The organism is Pantoea sp. LS15, from assembly GCF_012241585.1.
Classification (GTDB): Bacteria; Pseudomonadota; Gammaproteobacteria; order Enterobacterales; family Enterobacteriaceae; genus Enterobacter.
On sequence record NZ_JAAVXA010000002.1, the window covers coordinates 375,030 to 391,695 of the forward strand.

Annotated in this window: 13 protein-coding genes; 10 read left to right on the forward strand and 3 right to left on the reverse strand. The window is 52.8% G+C overall.

The features are described 5' to 3' along the window. Window positions 1-35 precede the first annotated feature (35 nt). Complete coding sequence (locus HED65_RS05210) at window positions 36-1,082, reverse strand: YeiH family protein (RefSeq protein WP_114977703.1); 1,047 nt, start codon at window positions 1,080-1,082, stop codon at window positions 36-38. 97 nt (window positions 1,083-1,179) lie between these two features. Between HED65_RS05210 and yieE the strand changes: the two genes are divergently transcribed. The 3 genes from yieE to cirA all read left to right on the forward strand — a co-directional run bounded on the left by yieE (window position 1,180) and on the right by cirA (window position 5,875). After that, on the forward strand, window positions 1,180-2,046 hold the full coding sequence (yieE, locus tag HED65_RS05215; RefSeq protein WP_114977704.1) for a DNA-binding transcriptional regulator YeiE: 867 nt from the start codon (window positions 1,180-1,182) through the stop codon (window positions 2,044-2,046). Between the two features lie 165 nt (window positions 2,047-2,211). After that, window positions 2,212-3,681, forward strand: coding sequence for an amino acid permease (locus HED65_RS05220; RefSeq protein ID WP_114977705.1), 1,470 nt, complete (start codon window positions 2,212-2,214; stop codon window positions 3,679-3,681). Between the two features lie 223 nt (window positions 3,682-3,904). Next, entirely contained in the window at window positions 3,905-5,875 is a 1,971-nt protein-coding gene (gene cirA / locus HED65_RS05225) for a catecholate siderophore receptor CirA (protein WP_114977706.1), read from the forward strand. Window positions 5,876-5,973: 98 nt separating this feature from the next. On the opposite strand, the gene fghA is transcribed toward cirA, so the two are convergent. Continuing rightward, window positions 5,974-6,801, reverse strand: a complete 828-nt coding sequence (gene fghA / locus HED65_RS05230; RefSeq protein WP_114977707.1) for an S-formylglutathione hydrolase — start codon at window positions 6,799-6,801, stop codon at window positions 5,974-5,976. A gap of 138 nt (window positions 6,802-6,939) precedes the next feature. On the opposite strand from fghA, the gene HED65_RS05235 reads away from it, so the two are divergent. From HED65_RS05235 to mglC, 7 genes are all read left to right on the forward strand, one after another. Further along, window positions 6,940-8,088 (forward strand): YbfB/YjiJ family MFS transporter, encoded by a 1,149-nt coding sequence (locus HED65_RS05235; protein ID WP_114977708.1) that lies wholly within the window; start codon window positions 6,940-6,942, stop codon window positions 8,086-8,088. 102 nt (window positions 8,089-8,190) lie between these two features. Continuing rightward, window positions 8,191-8,859 carry a GTP cyclohydrolase I FolE gene (folE, locus tag HED65_RS05240; protein ID WP_114977709.1) on the forward strand — a complete coding sequence of 223 codons (669 nt, stop codon included), beginning with the start codon at window positions 8,191-8,193 and terminating at the stop codon, window positions 8,857-8,859. A 19-nt stretch (window positions 8,860-8,878) separates the two neighbouring features. Further along, on the forward strand, window positions 8,879-10,036 hold the full coding sequence (gene yeiB, locus HED65_RS05245; RefSeq protein WP_114977710.1) for a DUF418 domain-containing protein YeiB: 1,158 nt from the start codon (window positions 8,879-8,881) through the stop codon (window positions 10,034-10,036). A 155-nt stretch (window positions 10,037-10,191) separates the two neighbouring features. Then, window positions 10,192-11,214, forward strand: coding sequence for an HTH-type transcriptional regulator GalS (galS, locus tag HED65_RS05250; RefSeq protein ID WP_114977711.1), 1,023 nt, complete (start codon window positions 10,192-10,194; stop codon window positions 11,212-11,214). A 295-nt stretch (window positions 11,215-11,509) separates the two neighbouring features. Beyond that, window positions 11,510-12,508, forward strand: coding sequence for a galactose/glucose ABC transporter substrate-binding protein MglB (gene mglB / locus HED65_RS05255; RefSeq protein WP_008500923.1), 999 nt, complete (start codon window positions 11,510-11,512; stop codon window positions 12,506-12,508). Between the two features lie 79 nt (window positions 12,509-12,587). Continuing rightward, on the forward strand, window positions 12,588-14,108 hold the full coding sequence (gene mglA, locus HED65_RS05260; protein WP_114977712.1) for a galactose/methyl galactoside ABC transporter ATP-binding protein MglA: 1,521 nt from the start codon (window positions 12,588-12,590) through the stop codon (window positions 14,106-14,108). Window positions 14,109-14,123: 15 nt separating this feature from the next. Further along, window positions 14,124-15,134, forward strand: a complete 1,011-nt coding sequence (gene mglC, locus HED65_RS05265; protein ID WP_008500921.1) for a galactose/methyl galactoside ABC transporter permease MglC — start codon at window positions 14,124-14,126, stop codon at window positions 15,132-15,134. 49 nt (window positions 15,135-15,183) lie between these two features. Here the strand turns inward: mglC and HED65_RS05270 are convergent, their stop codons facing one another. Further along, window positions 15,184-16,572 carry a glutamine synthetase family protein gene (locus HED65_RS05270; RefSeq protein ID WP_114977819.1) on the reverse strand — a complete coding sequence of 463 codons (1,389 nt, stop codon included), beginning with the start codon at window positions 16,570-16,572 and terminating at the stop codon, window positions 15,184-15,186. Window positions 16,573-16,666: the final 94 nt, after the last annotated feature.

Consider the following 16,666-nt stretch of genomic DNA (forward strand, 5'->3'; position numbering starts at 1 on the left):
ATGATAGCGGGTTAACAGGAGAAGGATGTAGTGGTTTATGCCATCAGGCTATGGACCACAAGGTTAATCGCACCACCGCCGACAATCAGCCAGACAAAGAGTACCAGCGCCATCAGCAGCGGTTTTGCTCCGGCTTTTTTCAGCGCGCTGACGTGAGTTGTCACACCCAACGCCGCCATCGCCATCGCCAGCAGTACGGTATCCAGCGTGACCAGCATATCCACTACCGCTTTGGGCAGGAGGTGGAAGGAGTTAAAAATCGCCACCACGATGAACAGGATCGCAAACCACGGAATGGTGATTTTACTTTTCTGATTACTGCCCGCTGGAGCCAGCTGTTTTACCCGTGCTGCCAGGAAAATCAGGAAGGGTGCCAGCATCATCACGCGCAGCATTTTGGCAATTACCGCCGCGTTTTCTGCATCCGGGCTAATGGCGTGACCCGCTGCCACCACCTGCGCGACTTCATGTACGGTCGAGCCGATATAGATGCCATAGGTTTCCGGGCTAAACCAGTGGGCTACCAGCGGATACATAGCCGGATAGAGGAAAATCGCCAGCGTACCGAAAATCACCACCGTCGCCACTGCAACTGTCACTTTACTGGATTCGGCTTTAGCGACAGGCTCTGTTGCCAGCACCGCTGCTGCACCACAAATACTGCTCCCTGCACCGATTAACCAACTGGTTTGCTTATCCAGCCCAAAGACTTTCTGACCAATAAAACAGGCCAGTAAAAAGGTGCTGGTCAGGGTCAGGACGTCAATAGCAATCCCGCTGACGCCGACATCGGCGATTTGCGAAAAGGTAAGACGAAAACCGTAAAGAATGATCCCGAGGCGCAGCAGGTGCTGTTTGGCAAAAATTACGCCGCCATCACAGGATTTCCAGATATGTGGGTAAACGGTATTTCCCACGACCATGCCGAGCAATATCGCCAGTGTTAAGGCGCTAAAGCCTGCTCCAGCGATGGCTGGAATGCTGCCGCCCCATAACGCGACGCCGGTTACCACTGCGCTGAGCGCAAGACCCGGCACGAAGTGCCACAATGTACGATGATGCTGTAAGGTGAGTTCTGACATAACCTTCTCCTTTGTCTGGCTAAAGACTACGCCGCTCTGGTTTAAAAATAAAATTGATTATATACTTATAATTAATCTATATAAGTGGTAAGCAACCATGCACATTACATTGCGTCAGCTGGAAGTTTTCGCCGAAGTGCTGAAGAGTGGGTCGACGACACAGGCCTCACAGATGCTGGCCCTCTCTCAATCCGCGGTCAGCGCGGCATTGACCGATCTCGAAGGACAACTGGGTGTTCAGCTTTTCGACAGGGTTGGGAAGCGGTTAGTCGTCAACGAACATGGTCGTCTGCTCTACCCGCGTGCTTTGGCATTGCTTGAACAGGCTACCGAAATCGAACAGTTGTTCCGTGAAGACAACGGTGCGATCCGCGTGTTTGCCAGTAGTACGATTGGGAACTACATCCTTCCGGAAGTGATCGCCCGCTACCGTCGGGATTTCCCGACCCTGCCGCTGGAGATGAGCGTTGGCAATAGCCAGGATGTCATCAACGCAGTGATCGATTTTCGTGTGGATATCGGTCTTATTGAAGGACCCTGCCACAACGTTGATATCATTGCTGAACCCTGGCTGGAAGATGAACTGGTGGTGTTTGCTTCCCCGGCTTCGTCTTTGCTACAGGGCGAAGTCACGCTGGAAAGACTGGCGCAGGCACAGTGGATCCTGCGTGAACAGGGTTCGGGCACGCGCGAAATCGTCGATTACCTGCTACTGTCCCATCTGCCCCAGTTCCAGTTGGGGATGGAACTGGGCAACTCCGAGGCGATTAAACATGCAGTGCGTCATGGTTTAGGTATTAGCTGCCTCTCCCGGCGGGTCATTGCCGAACAGCTTGAGACGGGGTCGCTGGTCGAAGTCCCCATTCCGCTGCCGAAACTGGTGCGCACGCTCTGGTGTATCCATCATCGTCAGAAGCATCTTTCCAGCTCTTTGCAGCGTTTTCTGCGCTACTGCGAGATGTAATCTTCCCCTCTCCTCAACGGGGGAGAGGGGAAAGACCCGATTTCTGCGTTGCTTATAATCCTGGCCGAGTCATGAAGCTCTCTTATAACTGCCTATTTCTGCCGGAAGGAACGCGGATCGTCTGCTACAATCGCGCCTCATTTATTAAATGGACAGCATTTTCACATGGTTTCAGAAATTAAAACCACAGAAGCGCCCACGCTACGTCGTGAACTGAAGGCGCGTCACCTGACGATGATCGCCATTGGCGGTTCCATCGGTACAGGTCTTTTCGTTGCGTCTGGCGCAACAATTTCGGCAGCAGGCCCGGGTGGGGCACTTTTCTCTTATATCCTGATTGGCCTGATGGTTTACTTCCTGATGACCAGTCTGGGCGAACTGGCCGCGTACATGCCGGTATCCGGTTCGTTTTCGACCTATGGTCAACAATACGTTGAAGAAGGCTTTGGCTTCGCGCTGGGCTGGAACTACTGGTACAACTGGGCTGTAACGATTGCTGTTGACCTGGTTGCTGCACAACTGGTGATGAACTGGTGGTTCCCGGATACGCCGGGCTGGATCTGGAGTGCTTTGTTCCTGGCCGTTATCTTCCTGCTGAACTACATCTCCGTTCGTGGTTTTGGCGAAGCGGAATACTGGTTCTCTTTGATCAAAGTGGCAACCGTCATCATCTTTATCGTCGTCGGTGTGGCGATGATCGTTGGTATTTTCAAAGGCGCAGAACCTGCCGGGTGGAGTAACTGGACGATAGGCGATGCACCGTTTGCTGGTGGTTTCTCGGCCATGATCGGCGTGGCAATGATCGTCGGCTTCTCCTTCCAGGGCACAGAGTTGATTGGTATCGCCGCGGGTGAATCAGAGAACCCGGAGAAAAATATTCCACGTGCAGTCCGTCAGGTATTCTGGCGTATCCTGCTGTTCTATGTGTTCGCTATCCTGATTATCAGTCTGATCATTCCGTATACCGATCCGAGCCTGCTGCGTAATGATGTGAAAGACATCAGCGTCAGCCCGTTCACGCTGGTCTTCCAGCACGCCGGTCTGCTTTCTGCCGCGGCAGTGATGAATGCCGTGATCCTGACAGCAGTACTTTCAGCCGGTAACTCCGGTATGTATGCATCGACTCGTATGCTCTATACCCTGGCATGCGACGGTAAAGCACCGCGTATTTTCTCAAAACTGTCGCGTGGCGGTGTTCCGCGTAACGCCCTGTATGCCACAACGGTGATTGCCGGTTTGTGCTTCCTGACCTCAATGTTTGGCAACCAGACGGTATACCTGTGGCTGCTCAACACCTCCGGTATGACGGGCTTTATCGCCTGGCTGGGAATTGCCATTAGCCACTACCGTTTCCGCCGTGGTTACGTCAAGCAGGGGCTCGATATTAACAACCTGCCGTATCGCTCAGGGTTCTTCCCGCTGGGTCCCATTTTCGCCTTCATTCTGTGCCTGATTATTACTCTGGGTCAGAACTATGAAGCGTTCCTGGCGGACACCATTGACTGGGGCGCCGTTACGGCAACCTACATTGGTATTCCGCTGTTCCTGGTAATCTGGTTTGGCTACAAACTGACGAAAGGAACACACTTCGTTCGCTACAGTGAAATGGAATTCCCGGAACGATTTAAAAAATAACCGCACGTCCTCTCTTTCAGCCCGCTCATTCGAGCGGGCTTTTTTATTCCCGCACGCTGAAACAAAGATATATTTCTTAACAATTTAATTGATAATAATTATCGTTTGCTTTATCGTTATCAAAAATAAGCGTGTCACCGACCCACCGCAGATGTGGGCGGCATGGAAGACGCGTGAGCAATGATGATTTGATTTAGTTGTATTTACCTCATGGAGATATGGAATGTTTAGGTTGAATCCCTTCGTCAGGGGAGGACTTTGTGCGTCCGCAATGTCCCTGGCACTGCCTGGTATCGCAGCGGAATCCGGAGAAACAATGGTTGTAACGGCATCCGCGACGGAGCAAAACCTGAAAGACGCACCGGCAAGCATCAGCGTGATTACCCAGGAAGATTTGCAGCGCAAGCCCGTTCAGAACCTGAAAGATGTGTTACGGGATGTGCCGGGCGTTCAGCTCACGAGCGAAGGGGACAACCGTAAAGGGGTAAGTATTCGCGGACTGGACAGCAGCTACACGTTGATCCTGATCGACGGCAAGCGCGTCAACTCCCGCAACGCCGTATTCCGTCATAATGATTTCGATCTCAACTGGGTGCCGGTTGACGCCATCGAACGCATCGAGGTGGTGCGCGGACCGATGTCTTCTCTTTATGGCTCCGATGCGCTGGGCGGCGTGGTGAACATTATCACCAAAAAAATCGGGCAGAAATGGACGGGCACTCTGAGCGCCGATTCAACGATTCAGGAACATCGCGATCGTGGAGACACGTATAACGGACAGTTCTATACCAGTGGTCCGCTGGTGGACGGCCTGCTGGGCCTGAAAGCCTACGGTAGCCTCGCGAAGCGTGAGAAAGACGGTCAGCAGAAATCCTCTACCACGGCGAGTGGTGAAACACCGCGCATTGAGGGCTTTACCAGCCGCGATGCCAATGTGGAGTTCGCCTGGACGCCGTCTGAAAATCACGATTTTACGGCGGGTTACGGTTTCGACCGTCAGGATCGTGACTCAGATTCTCTCGACAAAAACCGCCTTGAGCGTCAGAACTACTCCCTGAGCCACAATGGTCGCTGGGGCGTCGGCAACAGCGAGCTGAAAGTTTACGGCGAGAAAGTAGATAACAAAAACCCGGGCAACAGCAATCCGATCACGTCCGAGAGTAATGCGGTGGACGGGAAATACGTGCTGCCGCTGGGCGAAATCAACCAGTTGCTGACCTTCGGCGGCGAATGGCGTCACGATAAGCTGAAAGATCCGGTTAACCTGACAGGCGGCTCCAGCAGCAGTACGTCGGCAAGCCAGTATGCCCTTTTCCTTGAAGATGAGTGGCGTCTCTTTGAACCCCTGGCGCTGACCACTGGCATCCGTATGGACGACCATGACACCTACGGTGACCACTGGAGCCCGCGTGCATACCTGGTCTACAACGCGACCGATACCGTAACGGTGAAAGGGGGTTGGGCAACAGCGTTTAAAGCGCCGTCGCTGCTGCAGCTCAGCCCGGACTGGGTCACCGGCTCGTGCCGCGGTGCCTGCGAGATTGTCGGTAATCCGGATCTGAAACCTGAAACCAGCGAGAGCTTCGAATTCGGTCTGTACTACAGTGGGGAAGAGGGTTGGTTAGAGGGCGTACAGGCTAGCGTCACCACCTTCCAGAATAATGTGGATGACCGCATCAGCATCAACCGTACCGCCAATGTTAAACAGGCGCAGAGTTACCCTAACTACGTTGGTCTGAATGCGGACGGTGAGCCTATTTTCCGTTATTACAACGTCAACAAGGCGCGCATCCGCGGGGTGGAGACCGAGCTGAAATTCCCGCTGGCGGAAGACTGGAAAGTGACGCTGAACTACACCTATAACGATGGTCGTGACATCAGCAATGGCGGCAACAAACCGCTGTCCGATCTGCCGTTCCACACTGCCAACGGTACCGTTGACTGGCAAGCGACCCAGGACTGGTCGTTCTATGTTCAGGGTAACTACACCGGTGAGAAACGCGCGCTGACCAGCAGTGCACCAACGCCGGGTGGCTATGTGATCTGGAATACGGGTGCGGCGTGGCAGGCGACGAAAAGCGTGAAGCTGCGTGCGGGTGTACAGAACTTGCTGGATAAAGACCTGAGCCGTGACGATTACAGCTACACGGAAGATGGCCGTCGCTACTTTGTGGGCGTGAATTATACGTTCTGATGTAACCTTTATGCCCGGTAGCGCTTCGCTTACCGGGCCTGTAAACCCGCGAATGTAGGCCCGGTAAGGCGACACCGCCACCCGGCAATTGCGCACACTTACCCAAACAAATGCTCCGCATGGAAGCGGAGATGATCCTCAATAAAGGATGCGATGAAGTAATAACTGTGGTCATATCCCGACTGAATGCGTAGCGTCAGTGGCCAGTCCTTCTGGCGTGCGGCTTCTGCCAGTACCGCAGGTTGTAACTGCCCGGCGAGGAACTGATCGGCATCACCCTGATCGATAAGCGTTGGAATAGCGTCTTCGGTCTTGCTGGCCAGCATCAGTGAGCAGCTATCCCACGCCTGCCACTTTTTCGCGTCATCACCCAGATAATTTGCGAATGCCTTCTGGCCCCACGGCACCTGAGTAGGGTTCACAATGGGTGCAAATGCCGACACACTGACGTATTTTCCCGGGTTTTTTAGCGCCATTATCAGCGCCCCGTGTCCACCCATGGAATGTCCGCTGATGGCGCAACGGTTGCTTACTGCAAACTCAGCCTGAATCAGTGCGGGCAACTCATCACGAATGTAATCATACATACGGTAATGGTTTGCCCAGGGTTGTTCAGTCGCGTTCAGATAGAAGCCGGCTCCTTTGCCAAGGTCGTATCCTGCATCGTCAGCCACATCATCCCCACGCGGGCTGGTGTCAGGCATGACCAGCGCAATGCCTAGCTCAGCTGCAATTCGTTGTGCACCTGCTTTAGTGGTGAAGTTTTCGTCGTTGCAGGTCAGGCCTGAAAGCCAGAACAAAACCGGCGGATTTTCCGTCGGCGGCAGGAAAATGCTGAACGTCATGGTGCAGTTCAGGACGCTGGAGTCGTGCCGCCAGCGCTGCTGTCGACCTTCAAAACAACGGTGCTCTTCGAGCAGTTCCATGCAAGGCTCCTTAATGAGAATGCGTATTCATAAAAACCATAATATAGCCTTTTCATTGACCTGTGAGTAACTTTCACTTTCGCCAGGCGACGAGATGCTGCATCATAAATTTACTTTTTTTTAACAATTGGAGCGGTCATGGCGCTGCGTATTGCGCTCAGTGGGTTTGTCGTTCTGGTGGTGGCGATGGGGATAGGGCGTTTTGCTTTTACACCTCAGGTACCATTGATGATTGCCGCCGGGCAGCTCACGCTAACCAGCGCGGGCCTGGTGGCGGCGATGAATTATCTGGGCTATCTGGTGGGTGCATGGGATGCAATGCGTGCGCATCGCTTCGTTGAAACACGCCTCTGGCTTGGTATTACTGGCGCGGTCGCGTTGACGCTGCTCTCCGCCGCGGCGGATAACGCCATCGTGCATGGGCTGCTGCGCTTTGTGATTGGCTGCATGAGCGGCTGGTCTATGGTGCTGATTGCGGCATGGACAAACGAGCGTCTGGGGCAGTTGGGCAAACCGGGTCTGAGCGCTGCCGTATTTGCCGGGCCAGGCGCGGGCATTGCCCTGAGCGGGCTACTCGCCGTCTATATCCAGGCGAAATCCCTCTCGGCCGGAGCGGCATGGCAGATCTACGGTGTACTGGCGCTGGTGCTGATTGCCCTGGTGGCACGCTACCTGCCGCGATCCGGGCAGCTCCATCGACCAGGTACCGCGCCAGAGCCGCTGGTGCTGACGGCGGATTTAAAGCGCCTGGTCTGGAGCTACAGTCTGGCCGGGTTTGGTTATATTCTTCCGGCAACCTTTTTATCGCAAATGGCAGCAGTGCGTTTTCCCGGCAGCCTGTTTGCCCAGTTTGTCTGGCCGATTTTTGGTATCGCTGCTGTGGTGGGCATTGCGCTTAGCATTCTATTGCGCCACACCTCAACGGCTAACAGAAGGCTGGCTATTGTGCTGTGGTTGCAGGGAGCTGGCGTGCTGGCGGCCTGGCTGCTGCCGGGGATTGGCGGGTTGCTGACAGGCGGACTGCTGGTAGGCGGCGGATTCCTGTGTGCGGTTCAGCTTTCGTTACTTTATGGCCGCGAGCTGGCCCCGGAGCATACGCGTTACATGGCAGGCCTGCTCACCACGGGTTACGCCATTGGTCAGTTGATTGGTCCGATGACCTCGGCGTTATCAACCTGGCTTACCCATCGACTGGAGCCTGCGCTGGGGTTGGCGGGTATCGCGTTGTTTGTTGGCGGTGCCCTGGTCTGGAATCGTCACGCCGAAAGGCAACAGCAATTGCAATAATTATCGTCGTGAATACTGGATTATGTGCGCGGCCTCACGCACAATGAGCGCATACTTTTGCCACAACGAGGGCAAAAGACGCCACACCTGCAGGAGAACAAAATGTCATCACTCAGTAAAGAAGCTGCCCTGGTCCACGAAGCCCTGGTTGCGCGCGGTCTTGAAACGCCACTGCGTCCGCCCGTTCAGGAAATGGACAATGAAACCCGCAAGCGTCTGATTGCCGGTCATATGACCGAGATCATGGAGCTGCTGAATCTCGATCTGAGTGACGACAGTCTGATGGAGACGCCGCACCGCATCGCGAAAATGTACGTCGACGAAATTTTCTCAGGCCTGGATTACGCCAACTTCCCGAAAATCACCGTCATCGAAAATAAAATGAAAGTGGATGAGATGGTAACGGTACGTGACATCACGCTGACCAGCACCTGTGAACACCACTTCGTGACTATCGACGGTAAAGCAACTGTGGCGTATATCCCAAAAGATACGGTGATTGGTTTGTCGAAGATTAACCGCATCGTGCAATTCTTTGCTCAGCGTCCACAGGTGCAGGAGCGTCTGACGCAGCAGATCCTGACCGCGCTGCAAACGTTGCTGGGGACCAATAACGTGGCCGTTTCTATCGACGCGGTGCACTACTGCGTGAAAGCGCGCGGCGTGCGTGATGCCACCAGTGCGACCACCACCACGTCGCTGGGCGGTCTGTTTAAATCGAGCCAGAACACCCGCCAGGAGTTCCTGCGCGCAGTGCGTCACCACAACTAAGTCTTACAGGGCAGGGACCATGGAGCGAAACGTCACGCTCGATTTTGTTCGCGGCGTCGCCATTCTCGGTATCCTGCTGCTTAATATCAGCGCCTTCGGTCTCCCGAAGGCGGCTTATCTCAATCCTGCGTGGTATGGCGACATCACGCGCAGTGATGCCTGGACCTGGGCGATCCTCGATCTCTTCGCGCAGGTTAAATTCCTTACGCTGTTTGCCCTGCTGTTTGGCGCTGGTCTGCAACTGCTCCTCAAGCGCGGTACGCGCTGGATCCAGTCGCGTCTGACGCTGCTGGTTCTGCTCGGGTTTATTCACGGCCTGTTCTTCTGGGACGGCGATATTCTTCTCGCGTATGGGTTAGTCGGGCTGATCTGCTGGCGTCTCATTCGCGATGCGCACAGCGTAAAAAGCCTGTTTAACACTGGCGTGATGCTCTATGTCATGGGGCTTGGGGTACTTTTGCTGCTGGGGATAATCTCTGGCGAAGCGACGAACCGTTCCTGGATCCCGGATGCCGCTAACCTCCAGTACGAACAATACTGGAAGCTGAAAGGTGGCACGGAGGCGATAAGCAATCGTGCGGATATGTTAGGCGACAATCTGCTTGCGCTGGGGGCGCAATATGGCTGGCAACTGGCGGGGATGATGCTGATGGGCGCGTCATTGATGCGCACCAGCTGGCTGAAAGGCGAATTCAGCCTGCGTCACTATCGTCGCACGGGTGCCGGGCTGGTCCTGCTTGGCGTGCTGATCAACCTTCCGGCGGTGATTGCGCAGTGGCACCTCCACTGGGATTACCGCTGGTGTGCTTTCCTCCTTCAGGTACCGCGCGAACTGAGCGCGCCGTTCCAGACCATCGGTTATGCGGCGCTTATCTATGGCTTCTGGCCAACGCTTTCTCGCCTGTGGATTGTTAGCGCAATCGCCTGTGTGGGTCGTATGGCATTGAGCAATTACATTCTGCAGACCCTGATATGCACCACACTTTTCTATCGCTTTGGTCTGTTTATGAAATTCGACCGCCTGGCGCTACTGGCGTTTGTTATTCCGGTCTGGGTGGTTAACCTGGCGTTTTCTGTTATCTGGTTACGTTATTTCCGCCAGGGCCCGCTGGAGTGGATGTGGCGTCAGTTAACCGCACTTGCTTCAGGGATATCATTAAGAAACACATCCAGATAACGATCTGGATCACAATCATTAACAAAACGGATGTAAGCGTTTTCATCTGTGTGAGCTTCTTCACGTAGTCCCCTTTCTCTCGCTGCCAAAATAGCCACCTTGCTAAACACAGGGGGTGTCTGTGAGTTGCTGCAATCCTTTGAAGGATGGTGAATATGATCACCATTCGTGACGTCGCCCGTCAGGCGGGTGTTTCCGTGGCTACCGTCTCGCGCGTGCTGAATAACAGCGCGCTTGTCAGCCCTGAAACCCGCGAAACTGTAATGAAAGCCGTGACCCAGCTCGGGTACCGGCCAAATGCCAATGCCCAGGCGCTTGCGACGCAGGTCAGCGACACCATCGGCGTGGTGGTCATGGATGTCTCAGATGCCTTTTTCGGCGCGCTGGTGAAAGCGGTAGATGTGGTCGCCCAGCAGCATCAGAAATATGTGCTGATAGGTAACAGTTACCATGAGGCGGAAAAAGAACGCCATGCTATTGAAGTATTGATTCGCCAGCGCTGTAACGCCTTGATTGTCCATTCAAAAGCACTGAGCGATGAAGAGTTAACCGGTTTTATGGACCAGATCCCAGGTATGGTGTTAATCAACCGCATCCTGCCTGGTTATGCCCATCGCTGCGTCGGGCTGGATAATGTCAGTGGTGCAATGATGGCCACGAAAATGCTCATCAACAACGGGCATCAGCGGATCGGTTATCTGGCCTCGAGCCATCAAATAGAAGATGACACGTTGCGGCATGAGGGGTGGCAAAACGCCCTGAAAGATCATGGCATTACGCCATCAGAATGCTGGGTGGGGACCGGTACACCGGACATGCAAGGCGGCGAGGCGGCGATGGTGGAGCTGCTGGGTCGTAATCTGCAACTGTCTGCGGTGTTTGCCTATAACGACAGCATGGCGGCAGGGGCACTGACGGCACTGAAAGATAACGGCATTGCGGTGCCACAGCATTTATCGCTGATTGGCTTTGATGATATCCCGATTGCCCGTTACACCGACCCACAGCTGACAACAGTGCGCTATCCCATTGCCTCCATGGCAAAACTGGCGACTGAGCTGGCGTTACAGGGCGCGGCAGGGCAGCTGGATCAAGGGGCAACACACTGTTTCATGCCGACTTTAGTACGCCGTCATTCTGTCGCTGCCCGGCAAATTGTGGTTCCGATCACTAACTGATTACATGAGGTGGTGTAACCGTTTTCAATCTGTGAGTAAATTCACAGTATCTTAACAAGGCGCTGACTATGATGTCAGCGTTTTAGGGGCTGAAACGCTATGTAACAGTGATTATTCACTTTCACTATAGCCAATGTGCCGCAAACAACGAATAAAACGCATTTCTGGAGCGTTACCGAACACGGAAGATAGAAATTTTATAAGTGAACTTCGGCGGTCAGTAACGTTTTATTAACACCCGCCTGCCGATCGTTATTCACAAGAACTACCCTGCATAAAAAAAACCGGAGATACCATGAATAAGAAGGTGTTGACCCTGTCTGCTGTAATGGCAAGCATGCTTTTTGGTGCAGCAGCGCACGCTGCGGATACCCGTATTGGTGTGACCATCTATAAATACGACGACAACTTCATGTCTGTTGTGCGTAAAGCGATTGAGAAAGATGCTAAAGCAGCGCCAGATGTTCAGCTGCTGATGAATGACTCCCAGAATGACCAATCCAAACAGAACGACCAGATCGACGTTCTGCTGGCGAAAGGTGTGAAAGCACTGGCAATCAACCTGGTTGACCCGGCTGCAGCAGGCACAGTTATCGAAAAAGCGCGCGGCCAGAATGTGCCAATCGTCTTCTTCAACAAAGAACCTTCCCGTAAAGCGCTGGATAGCTATGATAAAGCGTATTACGTCGGTACCGACTCCAAAGAGTCCGGCATTATTCAGGGCGATCTGATTGCTAAACACTGGGCGGCGAACCCGAACTGGGACCTGAACAAAGACGGTCAGATCCAGTTCGTTCTGCTGAAAGGCGAGCCAGGCCATCCAGATGCTGAAGCCCGTACCACTTACGTTATCAAAGAGCTGAACGATAAAGGCCTGAAAACCCAGCAGCTGGCGTTAGATACCGCAATGTGGGATACCGCTCAGGCGAAAGATAAGATGGACGCGTGGCTGTCTGGCCCGAATGCTAACAAAATCGAAGTGGTTATCGCCAACAACGATGCGATGGCAATGGGTGCGGTAGAAGCGCTGAAAGCACATAACAAATCTTCCATTCCTGTATTCGGTGTGGATGCGCTGCCAGAAGCACTGGCACTGGTTAAATCGGGTGCGATGGCTGGTACCGTGCTGAACGATGCCAACAACCAGGCGAAAGCAACCTTCGATCTGGCGAAAAACCTGGCCGACGGTAAAGGCGCTGCTGATGGCACCAACTGGAAAATTGACAACAAAATCGTTCGCGTACCTTACGTGGGCGTAGACCAGTCCAACCTGGCTGAGTTTATCGGTAAATAAGTAATTAGTACTGTCTTCACTGGGCGCAACTTGTTGCGCCCTTTTATAACGCGATATGCGAGGCCAACAAGGTATAATTATGGTCAGCACAACTACTCAGTCGTCCGGTGAATACTTGTTGGAAATGAACGGTATCAACAAGTCATTTCCCGGTGTTAAGGCACTCGATAATGTTAATTTAAAAGTTCGTCCTCACTCTATTCATGCTTTGATGGGGGAGAACGGTGCAGGTAAATCAACATTATTAAAATGTCTTTTTGGGATCTATCAAAAAGATTCTGGCAGCATTCTTTTTCAGGGGAAAGAGATCGATTTCCATTCAGCAAAAGAAGCACTGGAAAACGGTATCTCGATGGTTCACCAGGAATTAAACCTGGTGCTACAGCGTTCAGTCATGGATAACATGTGGTTGGGGCGTTATCCAACCAAAGGTGTCTTTGTCGATCAGGACAAAATGTACCGCGACACCAAAGCGATTTTCGATGAGCTGGATATTGATATTGATCCGCGCGCACGTGTAGGGACATTATCTGTATCTCAAATGCAGATGATCGAAATTGCCAAAGCATTCTCCTATGATGCAAAAATTGTCATCATGGACGAACCAACATCGTCATTAACGGAAAAAGAGGTTAACCACCTTTTTACCATTATTCGTAAACTCAAAGATCGCGGCTGCGGTATTGTGTATATCTCCCATAAAATGGAAGAGATCTTCCAGCTCTGTGATGAGATTACCATTCTGCGCGACGGTCAGTGGATTGCCACTCAGCCTCTCGAAGGGCTGGATATGGACAAGATCATCGCCATGATGGTAGGCCGCTCGCTGAACCAGCGCTTCCCGGACCGTGAGAACAAGCCGGGTGAAGTGATCCTTGAGGTGCGTAACCTGACTTCACTGCGTCAGCCATCCATTCGCGATGTCTCCTTCGACTTGCATAAAGGCGAAATTCTGGGGATCGCAGGGTTGGTCGGTGCCAAACGTACCGATATCGTGGAAACCCTGTTTGGTATCCGTGAGAAAGCGGAAGGCACCATTACGCTCCATGGTAAGAAAATCAACAACCACAACGCGAACGAAGCCATTAATCACGGTTTTGCGCTGGTGACAGAAGAGCGTCGTTCTACCGGTATTTATGCTTATCTGGATATTAACTTTAACTCGTTAATTTCTAACATTCGCAACTATAAAAATAAAGTTGGTCTGCTGGATAACTCCCGCATGAAAAGCGATACCCAGTGGGTAATTGACTCCATGCGTGTTAAAACACCTGGCCACCGCACACAAATTGGTTCGCTTTCGGGCGGTAACCAGCAGAAAGTTATTATCGGTCGTTGGTTATTAACTCAGCCAGAAATTCTGATGCTGGATGAACCGACCCGCGGTATTGACGTTGGTGCGAAATTCGAAATCTATCAACTGATTGCTGAACTGGCGAAAAAGAATAAAGGGATCATTATTATTTCTTCCGAAATGCCGGAATTGTTAGGGATCACAGACCGTATTCTGGTTATGAGCAATGGTCTCGTTGCCGGTATTGTTGACACCAAAACGACAACGCAAAACGAAATTTTGCGTTTAGCGTCTTTGCACCTTTAAGATCAGGGGCTCCTCATGAGTGCGTTAAATAAAAAAAGTTTTCTCACTTACCTGAAAGAAGGCGGTATTTACGTTGTTCTTTTAGTCCTGCTGGCTATCATTATTTTCCAGGACCCTACGTTCTTAAGTCTGCTGAACCTGAGTAACATTCTGACCCAGTCATCCGTGCGTATTATCATCGCGTTGGGCGTGGCGGGGCTGATTGTGACCCAGGGTACTGACCTTTCCGCAGGGCGTCAGGTTGGTCTTGCTGCGGTTATTGCAGCCACTCTGTTGCAGTCGATGGAAAACGCCAACAAGGTGTTCCCGGAAATGGCAACCATGCCGATTTTCGTGGTGATCCTGATTGTCTGTGCCATTGGCGCGGTGATTGGTCTGATTAACGGCATCATTATCGCTTATCTGAACGTGACGCCATTCATCACCACGTTAGGTACGATGATCATCGTTTACGGTATAAACTCCCTGTACTACGATTTCGTCGGTGCGTCTCCAATTTCTGGTTTCGACAGCGGCTTCTCGACCTTTACGCAAGGGTTTATCGCGCTGGGCAGCTTCCGCTTGTCGTATATCACCTTCTATGCGCTGATTGCGGTGGCCTTCGTCTGGATCCTGTGGAACAAAACCCGTTTCGGTAAAAACATCTTCGCTATCGGTGGTAACCCGGAAGCGGCGAAAGTCTCCGGCGTAAACGTTGCTCTGAACCTGCTCATCATCTATGCCCTGTCTGGTGTGTTCTACGCCTTCGGCGGGATGCTGGAAGCGGGCCGTATCGGCTCTGCAACCAACAACCTCGGTTTCATGTATGAGCTGGATGCGATCGCAGCCTGTGTGGTGGGTGGCGTCTCCTTCAGCGGCGGTGTGGGTACTGTGCTCGGCGTGGTGACCGGTGTGATTATCTTTACCGTGATCAACTACGGTCTGACCTACATCGGTGTGAACCCTTACTGGCAGTACATCATCAAAGGCGCCATCATCATCTTCGCGGTTGCGCTGGATTCCCTGAAGTACGCACGTAAAAAATAATGGCTTCCTGCTTCATCCGGCCCGCTCTTTGAGCGGGCTTTTTTATTCTTCACGCCAGATTCGACTCCTCTTTGGTCACGATACTCTCAAACCAGTCGAGTTCAGCAAGCTTGCAGGCGATCCACTGTTCGGAAAAAGCCTCGCCCAGGCTGTTGGTGAGATACTGACAGCGGGCAAATGTCTCAATGGCTTCCTGCTGAAACAGCGGCAGAACCGGGTCATCCTGTTGCGGTTCTGGTAAATCTTCTTCGTCGATGTTTTCCAGCCCGTACAGCATCCCGCTCAGGATGGTGGCTGCCACCAGATATGGATTCGCATCGGCCCCGGCCAGTCGGTACTCAATACGACGGTTGTTTTCATCCGAGCAGGGAATGCGCAGTGCAGCAGAGCGGGTGTTATAACCCCAGGAGTTAAATAAGGGTTCTGTCAGGTTTTTACGCAGTCGGCGAAACGCGTTGACGCCCGGAGCAATCACGGCGATGGAGGCTGGCATTAGTGCAAGCTGGCCCGCGATGCATAAACGCATCATGCTATTAAGCTCATTCCCTGGTGAGGCAAAGACGTTTTTGCCTTGGCTATCGTTCAGACTGAAGTGGAAATGCAGGCCGCTGCCGGACTGCTGACTGAACGGTTTTGCCATAAAACTGGCCTGCAGGCCATGCTGTTCAGCCACGTATCGGGTCAGACGTCGTAGTGCCAGCACGTTATCACACACTTCGACGACACGATGGCTATGCTTCAGGTTTAACTCGAACTGGCCGGATTCAGCTTCGGCCACGATCCCGGTCAGAGGAATGCGTTGAAGTTGAGCCAGCTGTTCCAGCTCGTCAAACAGCGCTGCGTGTGCTGTCGAGGTATCCATATGAAAGCAGCCCTGATTCTGTGGATCCAGTGTTTCCAGGCCCGTCAGGTAGAACTCAATTTCCGGGGCAATCACCGGGAATAGCCCGTGCTGGTGGAAACGGGCAAGGACATTTTGCAGTATCACCCGTGGTTCAAACGGGCAGGGCTGGCCGTCGCTGTCTTTCATCGTCAGCAGGATCTGCGCGTTGTGCTGTGGATCTTGCGCAGAAGGGCACAGGGAACCGGCGACGGGGACGCACAGCCGGTCTGGCTCATCATGAAGCGGGGTGGAAATTTTGCCTTTCTGGCCCATGGAATAGACGGAGAGAGGAAAATAACAGCCTTTTTCCAGCGTCAGCATGCTTTCCACTGAGAGCCGCTTACCGCGCATAATGCCATTGATATCGTTCAGGTAAACATCAATATGTTTTGTTTGCGGATAACGCTCCAGATAATCCGTGACCTCCATCGGGATACTGTGCTGCATCGCCTCAATTTTTTCATCCAGCCAGAGGCCTGAATTGAGCGCCGTCGGGAGAGATAAGCCCGGGAAGTTAAAATACGGACGGAGACTTTTCAGGAAAAACGCGTTCATGATTGAGTTCATAGTCATTCTTCAATGAAGCCATAGCGGCAGTGAACTCAGCGTAAAAGAGCCAGCGTAAAGGCGGGATAAAAAGCGTCAGGTC